The organism is Acaryochloris sp. CCMEE 5410 (assembly GCF_000238775.2).
GTDB lineage: Bacteria > Cyanobacteriota > Cyanobacteriia > Thermosynechococcales > Thermosynechococcaceae > Acaryochloris.
The window spans coordinates 1,840,977-1,855,637 of the sequence record NZ_AFEJ02000002.1; the positions used below are offsets into that span (position 1 = coordinate 1,840,977).

Annotated in this window: 13 protein-coding genes; 11 read left to right on the top strand and 2 right to left on the bottom strand. The window is 47.5% G+C overall.

Annotated features, from left to right (window positions below; all coding sequences use genetic code 11):
- Window positions 1–181 precede the first annotated feature (181 nt).
- From ON05_RS29255 to hemH, 7 genes are all read left to right on the top strand, one after another.
- Window positions 182–688, top strand: coding sequence for a hypothetical protein (locus ON05_RS29255; RefSeq protein WP_010467497.1), 507 nt, complete (start codon window positions 182–184; stop codon window positions 686–688).
- A gap of 18 nt (window positions 689–706) precedes the next feature.
- Entirely contained in the window at window positions 707–1,264 is a 558-nt protein-coding gene (locus ON05_RS29260; protein WP_010467495.1) for a hypothetical protein, read from the top strand.
- Between the two features lie 91 nt (window positions 1,265–1,355).
- Complete coding sequence (locus ON05_RS29265) at window positions 1,356–2,393, top strand: thiamine phosphate synthase (protein ID WP_010467493.1); 1,038 nt, start codon at window positions 1,356–1,358, stop codon at window positions 2,391–2,393.
- Between the two features lie 448 nt (window positions 2,394–2,841).
- Window positions 2,842–4,284 carry a DUF2157 domain-containing protein gene (locus ON05_RS29270; RefSeq protein WP_010467491.1) on the top strand — a complete coding sequence of 481 codons (1,443 nt, stop codon included), beginning with the start codon at window positions 2,842–2,844 and terminating at the stop codon, window positions 4,282–4,284.
- A 5-nt stretch (window positions 4,285–4,289) separates the two neighbouring features.
- Window positions 4,290–4,931, top strand: a complete 642-nt coding sequence (locus ON05_RS29275; protein WP_010467489.1) for a GDYXXLXY domain-containing protein — start codon at window positions 4,290–4,292, stop codon at window positions 4,929–4,931.
- Between the two features lie 250 nt (window positions 4,932–5,181).
- On the top strand, window positions 5,182–5,385 hold the full coding sequence (gene thiS, locus ON05_RS29280) for a sulfur carrier protein ThiS (RefSeq protein WP_010467487.1): 204 nt from the start codon (window positions 5,182–5,184) through the stop codon (window positions 5,383–5,385).
- A gap of 182 nt (window positions 5,386–5,567) precedes the next feature.
- On the top strand, window positions 5,568–6,731 hold the full coding sequence (hemH, locus tag ON05_RS29285) for a ferrochelatase (protein WP_010467485.1): 1,164 nt from the start codon (window positions 5,568–5,570) through the stop codon (window positions 6,729–6,731).
- A gap of 1 nt (window position 6,732) precedes the next feature.
- Here hemH and ON05_RS29290 read toward each other — a convergent pair whose 3' ends face one another.
- Complete coding sequence (locus tag ON05_RS29290) at window positions 6,733–8,562, bottom strand: response regulator (RefSeq protein WP_010467483.1); 1,830 nt, start codon at window positions 8,560–8,562, stop codon at window positions 6,733–6,735.
- A gap of 48 nt (window positions 8,563–8,610) precedes the next feature.
- On the bottom strand, window positions 8,611–9,063 hold the full coding sequence (locus ON05_RS29295) for a ubiquinol-cytochrome c reductase iron-sulfur subunit (RefSeq protein WP_010467480.1): 453 nt from the start codon (window positions 9,061–9,063) through the stop codon (window positions 8,611–8,613).
- Between the two features lie 418 nt (window positions 9,064–9,481).
- On the opposite strand from ON05_RS29295, the gene ON05_RS29300 reads away from it, so the two are divergent.
- The 4 genes from ON05_RS29300 to ON05_RS29315 all read left to right on the top strand — a co-directional run bounded on the left by ON05_RS29300 (window position 9,482) and on the right by ON05_RS29315 (window position 14,648).
- On the top strand, window positions 9,482–10,501 hold the full coding sequence (locus tag ON05_RS29300) for a cytochrome-c peroxidase (RefSeq protein ID WP_010467478.1): 1,020 nt from the start codon (window positions 9,482–9,484) through the stop codon (window positions 10,499–10,501).
- On the top strand, window positions 10,501–13,281 hold the full coding sequence (locus ON05_RS29305) for a DAHL domain-containing protein (protein ID WP_010467476.1): 2,781 nt from the start codon (window positions 10,501–10,503) through the stop codon (window positions 13,279–13,281). The genes ON05_RS29300 and ON05_RS29305 overlap by 1 nt, the downstream gene beginning before the upstream one ends.
- Before the next feature lie 276 nt (window positions 13,282–13,557).
- Window positions 13,558–14,055 carry an SRPBCC family protein gene (locus tag ON05_RS29310; protein WP_010467475.1) on the top strand — a complete coding sequence of 166 codons (498 nt, stop codon included), beginning with the start codon at window positions 13,558–13,560 and terminating at the stop codon, window positions 14,053–14,055.
- On the top strand, window positions 14,055–14,648 hold the full coding sequence (locus ON05_RS29315; protein WP_010467473.1) for a cupin domain-containing protein: 594 nt from the start codon (window positions 14,055–14,057) through the stop codon (window positions 14,646–14,648). Before ON05_RS29310 ends, ON05_RS29315 begins: the two co-directional genes overlap by 1 nt.
- The last annotated feature ends 13 nt before the right edge of the window (window positions 14,649–14,661 follow it).

Sequence of the window (14,661 nt, forward strand, 5' to 3'; positions counted from 1 at the left end):
TAAAATGTATTTTTAGACACAACAAAGTTCGATATTTCCTTGCTGAGATCCTTAGCATCACCTCAGAAAAAATATGCGACCTAATTCTAATTTTATTTTCGAAAGATAATAAAGCCGAACCAAAATTCTTTTACAGATTCTCCTCAAAATAGAACTGACTCTCTCACTGCCCGTTCAATCTATGCCTCAAACGGTCCATCCTGACACTATGAATAGAAAACGCTTAGCACACCCCATTTATTCCTGGGGCTATCTCTTAGGTCTACTGATGGCCTACATGGCTGTGGGGTGGATCTTGGCAGCCTATGCCGCTCCCTCAGGGATGTGGATATGGACCTTTCTGCTGATTGCCTATGTTGCCTGGGCGGATACTGGTGCGATCGCAGGTGCAATGCTATGGGTGGTTTCTGTCGTGTGGATCGCTGCATACACCACCGCAACCCCCTTACTGATGCACTGGAAAGGGCCAACTTGGGCAATCTCATTAGTAGGGGTGTGGATATTCGCCATTGGGGTTGTGCTGCTACTGGCATTTGCTCGATCAGCAATTCAGCCATTGGGCTGGTCTCGAATAAAGACGTTTTATCGTCTGCTGATGCTCACAGGCGCAGGCTTGATCATCGGTCGTTTACTCTATCTGGGATCAATGCCTACTCCCCAATCGATGGCCCTACTCTATATGACTTAGTTACAGGAGATACCTCGGTTGCCTCAGTCCTCATTTTCCAAAGATCGAAATCACACCACCCCCAAAGACCAGACCGTCATATCTTCAACGGATACTCCTTCACAGCCGATCTCTGGGCCTGACTATATCAAACATATCGATCCCAGTCTTTTATCCAATTTAAATACATCCCAAGTACTGGAAATCAAGCAATTTATTAGTCAAGCCATTGCCCATGAAGTGACTCAAAAAACAGCCCATTTAAGCGTCAATCATAATCAGGTTGAAAGTCAAGATTTCACTCGCAAAAAACGTAAATCTAAACTCATAGATATTCGCTTTGTCATTGACTTATTGTTCTCACGCTTTTACGTTGTATTAATGGTGGGCAAAGACGTCCGCAAAGGCCAGCGTTCTTATCCCACATCTCGAGCCACTAAAGCAGGCAATATGATCGCCGCTTTTATTCTAATTGTGGCGATGAATCTACTCATCTCTGCCATCTTGCTCTTAAGTCTTTATTTACTCAAGTCGGCTCTAAATATTGACTTAATGCCTGGACATTTTTCAGATCAGCTAGAAATCTTAAAAAAATAAGAATATCAACCCTCTTCTGTCTTAGTTGAGTGCTTGTTTCAACTCAACCACTTGATAGGATAGAAAAGGTTTATTCGTAATACTTTTTCTAATGATGAATGCAACCTCGACCCTTTATCGCATCTTGGATGCCAACCTCGATCGAGCACGGGAAGGGTTGCGGGTGATCGAAGAATGGTGTCGATTTGGTCTAGAAGATTCTCAGATGAGTGCTCAGTGCAAGCAGCTTCGTCAGGAACTGGCCAGATGGCATCATCCTCCCCTACGGATGGCCCGAGATACCCCCAATGATCCAGGCACCCAGCTCACCCATCCCCAAGAGGCAATCCGCACTGACTTGCCAACAGTTGTACAAGCCAATCTTTGCCGGGTACAAGAAGCCCTGCGAGTACTAGAGGAATACAGCAAGATTTACGATATCCAGATGGCAGCGGCCTGTAAGCAGATGCGATATCAGGTGTATACCCTAGACACTCAACTCCACCCCCGCCATCGCTTGCAGCAATTACTTGATGCGCCGCTCTATCTAGTCACGTCTCCCAGCGACCAGTTGACCGCCGTTGTCGAAGCAGCCTTAAAGGGAGGACTCAAGCTGGTTCAATATCGAGAGAAACAAGCGGACGACGATCAGCGCTTGGCCGTTGCCCAGACTTTATGTCGGCTATGCCATCAATACAATGCTCTATTTATCGTCAATGATCGAATTGATATTGCTGTAGCCGTGGATGCCGATGGGGTTCATTTAGGACAGCAGGACATGACTATGGCGGTGGCCCGTCAAATGTTAGGCCCCGATAAGCTAGTAGGACGCTCCACCACTAATCCACAAGAAATGGAAAGAGCCATCCAAGAAGAAGCAGACTATATTGGCGTCGGCCCCATCTATGAAACCCCTACCAAAGCAGGCAAAGCTGCCGTGGGTCATGAGTATATCCGCTATGCTAATCAACATGCACCCATGCCTTACTATGCGATCGGTGGCATTGATGAAGCAAATCTAGGAGAGGTGTTGGCGGCGGGTGCCCAACGGGTGGCTGTGGTGAGGGCGATTATGAATGCCCCTTCGCCAACTCAGAGGGTTCAACAAATGCTGCGACAGTTTCCCACCCCCCTTGCGCCACCCGATTAGACCAATTTTTCATGTCCCCTTTTTGTTCCAACTTCTGTAGTGCTTTGCCACGTAGACAATGACGGGGTCTACACGGCTTAACTCCTTTGATATCAGGTTTTTTACTTGCAGTCGTGCAATCGAAGTCCCTGTGGGAGAGCAGTCGTATGCCCAGTTATGAATTACTTCAGCTTGCTTCACCTCAGTTCTATGCGCTACTGCTGATAGGTTTTCCTACAGGTTCCTTCATACTGCTCATTGTTGTTGCATCTGAACACCTGGCAGATTAGAGGCATTGAGCTACTGGTTTGGGCGTTGTTAATAGATTTTGCATGCTGAGTCTAAAACAATGACGATGGCATCAACCCGTTAAGAATTTAAGAGCTAAGGCTTTTGTTCGGTTTGGTGAACCCACGGTTGCAGTCACTCAGTTTTTCTGAGGACAAAATATAGCCATGCGGAGGTACTGATGGTATCAGAGAAGTTTCGCAGTCAATTGCAGCAAGAATCCAAAAAATGGCAGATACAAGGCTTCATCGATGAGTCGCTTTACCAAGCTTTATCGGAACGATATCGATTTGGTGACCTTGAACCTGCTGCCAACCTGCGATTTATTAGCCTTATTATCGGAATTGGCTGCATTCTTTTGGGATTGGGCGTTATTACGTTCGTGGCTGCTAATTGGCAACACTTATCACGACTCTTGCGCATCATTCTCTTGATGAGTGTATTTATCAGCGTCAATGCAGCTGGGTTTTATTTCTGGCAATGTCGTCCAGTTCAAGGGGGCTGGCAAAAATTAGGCAAAGGCTTTTTACTCACAGGAGCACTTATCTTAGGGGCCAATATCGCGTTGATGTCACAAATGTTTCATCAAAGTCGGCCTGGGTACGAACTTTACTGGGTCTGGGGGGTTGGGGTGTTAGCGATGGCCTATAGTCTCCGATTGATTTCTCTAGGTATATTGGCTTGGATGTTGATCTCTATCGGTTATTTGTGGTCAAATTTTGCCCCACTCCTAGGAGGCACAATGGCGACAGATTGGATCAACACTTTACATGGTCATATGGGATTAATCTTCGGTGTCATGTTTGTGCCCTTGGCATATCTATGTCAGTCTCGAACAATATTTGCACTGGCAGCCATTAGTTTTGCAGTTGCTATGCCGTATGGAATCAGTGTTCGGCTTGACTATATTTCAGCACCTGCTTGGCTGATCGCATGCATTATAATTCTGCCCACTGCTCTTTTATGGACCTATGATAGCCACAACTGGCGCTTTAGACAGCGTCCTCATCACCACCGCTCAGGCGTTGCTAAACTCACTGATCCATTCCAATCGGTAGCTCGCAGTTTATCAATTTGGTGCTTAGGGCCATTGCTGTACAGTTTATCTTTTCGTGGGCTATGGCAATCTACTGGGACCCCCACAGAAATAGCCCAAGTCTGGCAACCTTCTTGGCATTACCTGGATCTTCTCGGATACATTTTACTAGCGAGCCTGGGGTGGTTGCGCTTGAGCTGGCCACTGCTCCGATTTAGAGTGCCCCAGCAAAAATGGGTTAATAGCGGTCTAATTGCTAGCTGTTTGGTTCTGACAGGCATGATGATGTCCTATGAACAGCTCCAACATCACCTCATTGCCCCACTACTATTCAATGTAATGCTGTTTATATTAGCGATCGCACTCTTGCATGACGGCTTGATTTTAGGGAAGCGTCGGACTTTCTGGGGCGGCATGGGGCTGCTGATATTGGGGATAGTCAGCCGCATGTTGGAATACAACACAGATTTAATCTTGAAGTCAGTGGTCTTTATGTTGTGCGGAATAGGCGTGATCCTGGCAGGACTAGTATTTGAGCGCCGTTTTCAGCACATACAACCTTCTCTACCCAGTTCATCTCAGGAGTAAAGACGATGACTTCTTCCTTTCCTAACGGGACTCATCAGCCCTCTTTGATCCCAGAGGATCAAAAAAATCAGCAGTCCCGTCGTTGGTCTCCCTGGCGTTTATGGGCGCCCTTGGCATTCCAAACAATTTTAATTGGGGCCATTCCTTTCCAAAGCGCCTTTATTTACCTAAAGGGCCAGCCCGTCACCTTGCAAACTGCTCCTGTTGATCCTTATGATTTTTTGCGGGGGTATTCCCAGACTCTGAGCTATGACATTTCCAGGGCTAGTCAACTTAGAGCACTGCCGGGGGGCGAAGCGGTGTTTAAATCTCTAGAAGCAACTGACAAATCTACTCTATATGTTGTTTTGCAAGCTCCTGAGAAAATGACTACACCTCCCACCCCGTGGCAGCCCGTTATGGTCAGTGATACTACCTCTATTCCTTTAGCCAATAACCAAGTATTCCTCAAAGGCCAGTATGAGAATTGGCAAGTCCGCTACAACTTAGAGACTTACTATATGCCGGAAGATCAAAGAGAGCGGATGAATGATCGGATTCGGAAGGTGCAGTCGCAACAAGCATTTGTTGTCGATATCAAAGTAGACGATCAAGGTAATAGTGTTCCTGTTAGTCTGTGGATTAACCAACAAAACTACAAGTTCTAGCACAGACCCGTTTGGGCTTTGCAGTAGTCTGAGAGTGCCCCACTAGATGTGGTGAAGAGCAGTATTATAGGATGGCTCCAAAATATCGCACTATAAGCTCTAGCTAGAATAGCCACGGTTGATTGAGCTGGCCTCACTGATGTACAGCTATGCGGTTCAAGGTTAGCCTTGGAGTCTTGATCTTGAACCTACTATAGAGACAGGCTTAACCGTATCGACTAGCCTTTGTTCAGGATTCCTCAGTTAAAAAATGATTGACATTCAGGTCAATGGAGAACGACAAACCTGCGCCCCCAGCATGTTATTGCCAGAATTTCTGGTACAGTTAAACCTCAATCCTCGCCTCGTGGCGGTAGAATACAATGGCGAAATTCTGCATCGACAGTTTTGGGAAACCACCCACTTGCAGATGGGAGATCGCTTAGAAATCGTAACGATTGTGGGCGGCGGCTAAGCAACCCTCAGCGCGATCTCAAGTCACGATTCTGAAGTTCGATCATTGTCTTGGAGTCTTTCTAAACTAGTGTGTACCTGAGCTGCATAGCTCTATCAGAAATATTGGTCATTTGTCAATGCTTTACCCAGACAATGTTGTTAAAATAAGTAACAGAGTTTAACAAAGGCAATCATCAGGTTATGGGCCGTGTCGGTGTTCTATTACTGAATCTAGGGGGACCAGAACAGCTAAAGGATGTACGTCCTTTTTTGTATAACCTGTTTGCTGACCCAGAAATTTTACGGTTGCCATTTGCCTGGATGCAAAAGCCTTTTGCCGGGCTAATTTCAACCATGCGAGCCCGAACGTCTCGGGACAACTATCGGCAAATCGGAGGCGGATCCCCCCTACGACGGATCACAGAAGCCCAAGCCCACGCGCTCCAAGATGACTTACAGGCTAAGGGATGTGACGCCCAGGTGTATATCGGCATGCGTTACTGGCACCCTTTTACAGAAGAAGCCGTCAACCGCATCAAACAGGATGGCATTGAAGAGCTGGTCATCCTGCCCTTGTATCCTCAGTTTTCTATTAGTACCAGTGGTTCGAGTATCCGGTTATTGGAAAAGATCTGGTCTGAAGATCCAGCATTACAAAAAATCAAGTACACCGTTATTTCCTCTTGGCACAATCGCCCTGGCTATGTTCAAGTTATGGCTGACTTTTTGCGTCAAGAGCTGGATCAATTTGAGAATCCAGACCAAACGACCGTGTTTTTTAGTGCCCATGGTGTCCCTCTCAGCTATGTCACTGAATCGGGTGACCCCTATCAGCAAGAGATTGAAACCAGTACTCAGCTGATTATGGAAGCGTTAGAACGCCCTAATCCCCATATCTTGGCCTATCAAAGCCGAGTGGGACCGATGGAGTGGTTACGCCCCTACACCACGAATGTGATTGCCCATTTAGGTCAGCAAGGGGTGAAAGATTTAGTGGTGGTCCCCATTAGCTTTATCTCAGAACATATCGAGACTCTCCAAGAAATCGATATGGAATACCGGCATTTAGCCCTGGAATCTGGCATTGAAAATTTTCGTCGGATGCCAGCTGTCAACACCCATCCAGACTTTATTGATACCCTCAGTGAAATGGTGCTGGAATATCTAGACAAGCCTTCCCTTAGGTTCTCTCAAGTTTTTCGCCCCCAGAAAAAGATCAAGCTGTATCCTCAAGAGCGTTGGGAATGGGGGATGACCACCACAGCAGAGCGCTGGAATGGTCGCTTTGCGATGGTCGGCTTTATTGCATTACTGGTTGAACTGATCAGCGGTTATGGCCCCCTGCATTTAGCGGGGCTACTTTAAACTATAGCTTTTTAGAAAGTTCAGCCTTCCAGAGTTTGTGCCAGTGGTTGCGGACAGCCCGGTTGGCATCGTACATGGTCGGGTATCGTGCTTGGATATTAAATTGGCACATCTGGGCGAAAATCTGAGTCGTCGCCTGATGAAGTTCGGCCAATTCTGGATCATTCCCTGGCGCTGATAGTTGTAAGGCTTGCAAAAAGATTTTGCCTACCACGTATTGGTCCGTTTCCGGTTTAAAGGTACCGTAGCTAATTTCTGGGGCTACGATATCTCCTTGATCCTGAAGCAGTTTTTGATATTGCGGATATTGAACACTCAGCTTACTGAGAATACGGGGAACAACACCATAGTCGATCAAGACCAGTTTTTTACCTTTCTCATTAGGCTGCAGAAAGCAATCAGGATGTGGATGACTATGGACCACATCAGCCTGATGCAGAATTTCAATAATCGTTAAGACTTCATCTGCAAACTTACAGGTCATGCGGGGATTTAAGGGAGCCTTGGAGGCCAATACTTTACTCAGCAGGGTCCCTTCAACATGTTCATGCACCACATACAGGACTTCACTATCCTGTAAAAAGCTGAGCACCGGAAGACATTGCACATGGGGAGCTAGCTGTTTCAAAGTCGTCATCTCAGCTAAAAACAGCTCTTGAACCGACTGCAAAACCTCTGAATTATTGGTGTCTAGTCGAAAGGTATGAACAATTCGCAGGGGAGTGTCCGGCTCTTGCAGATCTTGGGCAATGGCCGTTTGTCCGAAGGCATGCTTGCTAATCACCTCCACCAAGCGAAAGTGGTCATCCCAAAATGAGGGTTGAGGAGCCGCTGTAACAGTCGATTCTAATAACTGCTGTCGGGCAGCGACTGAGGCTTCACGGGTTTTGAGATGACTTTGAATACGTGCCAGGGCAACGGGCAAATCAATGGGTTTCGTAATGTAATCATTGGCCCCTAGTTCTAGGGCTTCGACCACATTTTCGCTGGCATCTTTGGCTGTTGCCATAATCACGGGCAGCTCTTCCTGGGAATAGGTCTGCCGAATACGTTTCAGAGTCTCGATACCCCCAATGCCGGGCATCATAATATCTAGCAAAACCAGCGTAATGTCAGTGGTAGCAATGCGCTCTAATGCCGCTTCACCACTGTCTGCTAAGACAACTTCATAACCTTTTCGCTGTAGACGCCGACCTAACATATCCCGGTTCGCTTCGACATCATCCACTACTAGTAATGTCGGTGTCGCTGGTTCAGGGGCTGGCGTTGGAGCGGATGGCAGAGGTGTACCCGCAACGCGGGAAGTCGCCTCACTCTCTTCTGGAGATGGATCGGCTGGAGATGTTCTCGCAGTGGCAGTGACCAACTGCTCAGAACGGGGGGCATCGGGAGTCGCAACAGCGGTAGGGGCTGGCGTTGCGTTGGCCGCAACTTCTAAGGGTTGTGATGGCGCTGATGGTTCTTGAGTCTTTTGTAATAGGGTTTCAATTTTTTGCAACAGCCGCTTGAGATCAACAGGTTTAGTGTCGTAATCATCACACCCTGCCGCTAGGGCTTCTTCTCGATCACCCACCATTGCATGGGCCGTGAGAGCAATAATTGGAATCGTGGCGGTCTGGTCTCCAGCTTTGAGGGTTCTCGTCGCTTCCCAACCGTTCATGACGGGCAAGCTCATATCCATAAGGATGAGATCGGGTTGCTCGGTGAGAGCCTTCTTAACGCCTTCACCGCCATCAACTGCAATCACAACATCATATCCTCGGCGCTTCAAGCGACGTCCGAGCATGTCGCGGTTAAGTTCATTATCTTCAACTAAAAGAATCTTCGGCATGTAATGATGGCCTCTCTCATCCCTGAGGTGTGTGAATCGCTGGCTAGATTAACTGGCTTGAGGCTTCACCAGAATGGCATCACCTTCTACTTTAATGTCATAACTTTCTAGCGGTTCAGAGGCAGGTCCTTTAGCAACGGCTCCATCTGGTGTATAGGTGGAACCATGGCAAGCACAGAAAATATCTTGAGAGTCCTGTTTCCAATCTACGGGGCAACCCTGATGGGTACACGTTGGATTGAGGGCATGGAGGGTATCAGCGTTCTTTGGATCTCTCACCACTAGAACTTTTTGGTTCCCTTGCAAGGTTTGCAGAATACGGCCATTTTTGTCTAAGTCTTGAGTCTGGCCCACCTTGATAAACCCACCTGGGGCTGCTTCAGCTTTAGGCGCTGGGGTTGAAGAGGTTGAAGTCCGGTTCGTACAGGCCCCAATCACAACAGAGACGATTCCTGAAATCCAACTTAAGGTCAACCATGACAAAACTTTTCGGCGGTTCATACTGAAATCTTAGGGAACGAGATCCACAATAGTTTACTAGCTGATGGGAGTTTCCCTTGAAAAATAATAGGGAATAAGTACACACAGACTAAAATTAGTTTGCCCATATCAACGCGTTAAACTAAACTCCTAAAACATTTATATGTCGACCCTAAACGGCCAAAAATAGACGCTAAACCCCGTTAATAGCAGAATAGGTAATCGTTTTAAGTTTATTGCAAACAATTGACTTGCCTCTCATTAATTTCTATCATCACGATATTTTTGTTTACAAATATATTGTTGAATAAGACCTGTATTTGGGCAAACTAAGGGTTGGAGACAGAGTAGAACTATGGTTCCCGAAAGTCTTCTTTAACTCTTATGTAAAAAATGCATCAACGTTCAGAGAAATGCTATCTCCAGGAGGGTCTTGGGCGTGAACAGACTGTTTAAAAAACGCCATCTAGTCTTGATTGTTTTGTTCGCAGTTGCCTCGCTACTGTCATTGCAACTGGCCCGGATGACGGAGCAACCTGTGATTGCAAAACTAGGACCCCCCATTACCGCAGCTGGAGATGAGCCGATTGAGCCAATTCCGATGCAGGTTTCTCTAAATATGGAGAAAGTGGTTCTGGGCAAACAGCTATTTCATGATCCCAAACTCTCTAAGACCAATGATATTTCTTGTGCCAGCTGCCATGACTTATCCATGGGTGGCACGGATCGCCTCCCCGTCTCCATTGGCGTTAATGGTAATGAAGGTTTTATCAACTCACCCACCGTTCTTAATAACAGCTTGCACTTTAAGCAATTTTGGGATGGTCGAGCTTCAAGTCTAGAAGAACAAATTGAGGGTCCGGTTCATGCGGACCACGAAATGGGATCCAGTTGGCCAGAAATTATTGGCAAGCTCAAGCAGTCACCTGAATATGTGAGTGCATTTAACGAACTCTATGAGAGTGATATTTCCGCCGACCATATCAAAGATGCGATCGCAACCTTCGAGCGCTCCCTCTACACCCCTAACTCAAAATTTGACCAATTTCTCCGAGGCAATGCCGACGCCTTAACCAAAGACGAGAAAGAAGGCTATCGACGATTCAAAGGGTATGGCTGTGTGGCCTGTCACCAAGGCGTGCTGCTAGGGGGCAATATGTACCAAAAATTTGGTGTCTTTGGCGACTACATCAAAGATCGTGGCAATGAAACCAAAGCCGATCTGGGACGATACAACGTCACGGGCAAAGACGATGACCGCTACATGTTTAAGGTGCCGAGCTTACGCAATATCGCTTTGACAGCCCCGTACTTTCATGATGGGTCTGCAAAAACCCTCGATGAAGCCGTCAAAATCATGGTCAAATATCAACTCGGCCGCGACGCCACCCAAGAGGATGTTGACTTGATGATCAAATTCCTAAATACCCTCAACGGTGAGATTAAAGAGGTCGCCTAATGCAGAAACAAAAACTACTTGGCCTCCTCGGGGCTTCCGGAGCACTTCTCTTATTTGGCGGTCTCGTCACCAAAAGTTTATCGGTTGATAATCAACAGCATCAAGACTATCGGACCTTAATGGCTCAACAGTTGGATAAAGATGCCACGGTGAACCAAAACGTGCTCAAGGCCCGCTATGCCCTCCTCACCTCCTACGATCCGTTGGTACGGGCCATGTCAGAACAACTGGCCTTGCAGAAGGATCTGAAACAGATGCCGGATTTTGTCGGCAACTCTCAAGCGATCACCGCTCAACTCAACGATAACGGTCAGATTTTTACCCAGAAAGAAGAACTGGTTGAGTCCTTCAAATCCAAGAATGCAATTCTTAAAAACTCCTTGACCTACTTACCTGAGCTGGTCAAGGAAATTCGCAAGGGCTCTGCTGGTCTATCGGGGAGCGATGCACTGCAGGTGGAAAGTCTGCTGGATAACGTCTTGTTGTACAGTCTGTCTTCAGATGAAGATCTCGTCTCTCAGATTAAATCCCAACTTGCCCAACTAGAAGCCAAAAAGTCTTCCCAAAGTATCCAACTTGCGGTTGCCCATACTCGGATGATTCTGGAGTATAAGCCTCAGGTAGATACCATCACCCGTGATATTCTCAAGCTGCCGACAGCCCAAGCCATCAGCACCTTAGAATCGGCTTATACCAGTCAATATGTTGGTGCGACCCAAACTGCAGATCTGTTTCGACTCCTCAGCTTTGGCTGCCTGCTTGTTCTGGTGAGTGGCGGTGCCTATTGGGTCATTCAGCAACAACGCCGTTCCAATGAGCGAGTATCCGGTATTCTCAGCAGTTTGACGGATGCATTTGTCGCCCTCAATCCCCAGTGGCAAATTACCTATATCAACGAGAAAGCTGCCGAGATCCTGCAAGCAGATCCTGTACAGTTGCTCAATCAAGATTTCTGGCAGAGCTTTCCAGATATTCTGGGAGCCGACCATCTGAATGAGTATCGACAAGCCCTGAAAGAGAAGCAAAAGACCTCCTTTGAGGTGTTTTATCCCGCTAGCAATATGTGGTTGGAAATCAGGGTCTATCCAAGCGTGGACGGTCTATCCTTGTTCCTCCAGGATGTGACGATCCGTAAGGAAGCTGAAGACAGCTTGAAACAAATGAACCAAGAGCTGGAAACTCGGGTCAAAGCCCGTACCGCGCAGCTCGCCTCCAGCATGGAAGCTGCCGAAGAGGCACGGGAGAAAGCGGAAGAGGCCAATAAGAGTAAGAGTGAATTCCTGGCCAATATGAGCCACGAATTACGCACGCCCCTCAACGCCATTATTGGTTACAGCGAAATGCTGGAAGAGGATGCCGAAGATATGGGGCAAGATGATTTTGTCCCCGATTTACAGAAAATTTCTGGGTCGGCGAAGCATCTGTTGGAACTGATTAACGCGGTGCTAGATCTGTCCAAGGTTGAAGCCGGACGGATGGAACTCTATCTAGAGTCCTTTGCGATCGCACCGATGGTCCGCACCATTGCCGCCACCTTGCAACCCATTGCTGAAAAGCAAAGCAACACCGTTTCTCTCCATTGTCCGGAGAATATCGGAACACTGTACGCGGACCAAACCAAAGTTCGTCAGAGTTTGTACAACTTACTCAGCAATGCCTGTAAGTTCACAGAATCCGGTGACATTAGCCTCACGGTTTCTGAAGATGCAGGTGAAGAGGTTGTCTTTAGCATCAAAGACACCGGTATTGGCATGACCCCAGAACAACTGGAAAAAGTGTTCAAAGCCTTTACCCAAGCAGATGCGTCTACCACCCGTAAATATGGAGGAACCGGCCTGGGCCTCACCATCACCAAGCAGTTTATTGAGATGATGGGCGGTCATATTTCAGTGACCAGCCAATACGGCTACGGCACCGAGTTTACGATCCATCTTCCTCGCCAAGTGGAATCAGAATCGAAAGCATCGGCTCCCGCTCAATCTGTCCCCGCCGAACCTAGTAAAATTTCCTTGCCCACAACGGCTAAAGGACAGCCGGGTGGCACAGTACTGGTGATTGACGATGACGAGTATGCCCGAGATTTAATGCAACGGTTTTTAACGGATGCTGGGTATGATGCTGTGGCATCGTCTTCGGGGGTAGAGGGGCTACAACTCGCTGAAGACCTGATGCCGGACATGATCATTTTGGATGTTCTGATGCCAGAGCTAGACGGCTGGTCCGTCCTCCAGAATCTCAAGGGCAATGCCAAGGTAGCAGATATTCCCGTCATTATGATGACGATGGTAGATGCCGAAAAAGTCGGTTTCTCCTTGGGCGCTACTGACTTCCTGACCAAACCCTTACAGCGGGATCGACTGCTGGAACTGTTGGATAAGTATGTCACCACCGCCGATCGCAACTGGATGTTAGTGATTGAAGATGATCTGCCTTCACAAGAAATGCTAGGTCGCCTACTAGAGCGGGAAGATTGGCCCTACAAAACAGCGGGCAATGGCAAACAAGCCCTTGAAGTCCTTGGTACCCATGGCGTCCCAGACTTAATCTTCCTGGATCTAATGATGCCAGAGATGGATGGATTTGAGTTCCTCAAGGTGCTACGGCAAAATCCAGAATGGCAAAATATCCCTGTAATTGTGGTTTCAGCGAAAGACCTGACGGCTAGTGAACGGCTGGAGTTGGGCGATACAGTCCAAAGCATTCACCAAAAAGGCCAGCTCGATCGAGAAGAATTGCTGGAAGAAGTCCAAGACTTTATTGAGATTACAGCGGGTCATTAAATCGAGACCCAGAAAATTCAACAGCGCCTAATCCCAGCAACCAGAGCATTCAATCGCTCTGGTTGCTGTTGTTATTTTCTGCTCGCAGCTCATCACCTTAGAGATGAGGCGTGTCTAAGGTCTATCATCATCCACTCCTATGCCTACAACCATCAGTCACCTTGCCTTCATTGGTTAAAAAGGAGTCTGGCATAGATCCAAATATGGGCAAACTGGCGTATATCTTATCAGTCGGCGTTCGCGCCACTCAGCTTCGTCCAATATTGGGAATAAGGCATGAAATTCAACTGTCGGCCAGTCGGAATAGAGTTTCTGGACAATGCCCCCGTTCAATTCGTGAATCAGGTGGAACTCGCTGCATCACCGGCCCAAGTGTTTGAGATCTTTGAGAACGCCGAGGCTTGGCCCCAATGGTACAAAGAGATTGTCAATGTGGAATGGCATGACCTCCCCCCCTATGGAGTGGGCACTACACGCACTGTCAAACTGACTTCAGTCACTGCAGAAGAATATTTCTTTGTCTGGGAGCAGAACCAGCGTTTGGCATTCTACTTTACGGGTATGAGCCTCCCTCTAGCAAAGGCTTTGGTTGAAGAATATCGACTCATTCCTTTGGGTGAACATCGAAGTCAGTTTACCTATAAAGTTAGCTTAGAGCCTTCGTTTTGGCTCCGTTTGGGAGGTCCATTTATTCTCAAGGTCTATGCAAAGATGTTTGAGCAAGCAACAGCCGATTTGGCTGAGTATATTCGGAGCCAATCTGTGATCTCTTGATGCCAGAGCACATTCCCGATCGTTTTTTTGAATTAGCTCCCTTGTATGCCCTGGGGAGTTTAGCAGAGGGCGAATGCCAGTGGGTTGAAGCTCAAATGGAAGCTCACCCAGAATTAACAGCAGAAATTGTCGCGTATCAAGCTGCGATCGCAACCCTTCCCTATGTCGTTCCACCGCAAACCCTGCCCATCGGCTTAAAAGAGCGCGTCTTCCGCCAAACGACCGGAGCATCACCTCCAGCAGATGAGGAACCTGACGTACCCGTCAGTAAAAACTTTAATCTCTCTAGTCTGAAATGGCGACCCTTTAATGCTTCCGGCTTTGAGATGGCAAAGCTGAACTTGGATCGTGATAGACGTGAACTCACCTGTTTCGTCAGAGCGGTCGCGGATGGACTCCCCTACCCTGCCCATCGTCATGGGGGTCCAGAAGAAATCTTGATGTTGGAAGGAGAACTGAGGATCGGAGAAATGTTGTATGGTCCAGGAGACTATATTCGCTCGGCTGCTGAGTCAGTTCATCCTTGTGCAGAGTCCGTCACTGCTTGCCTATTTTTTCTTAAAACGTCCGTCGATAATGAACTGTTAGTTTGAACATTCACTCAGG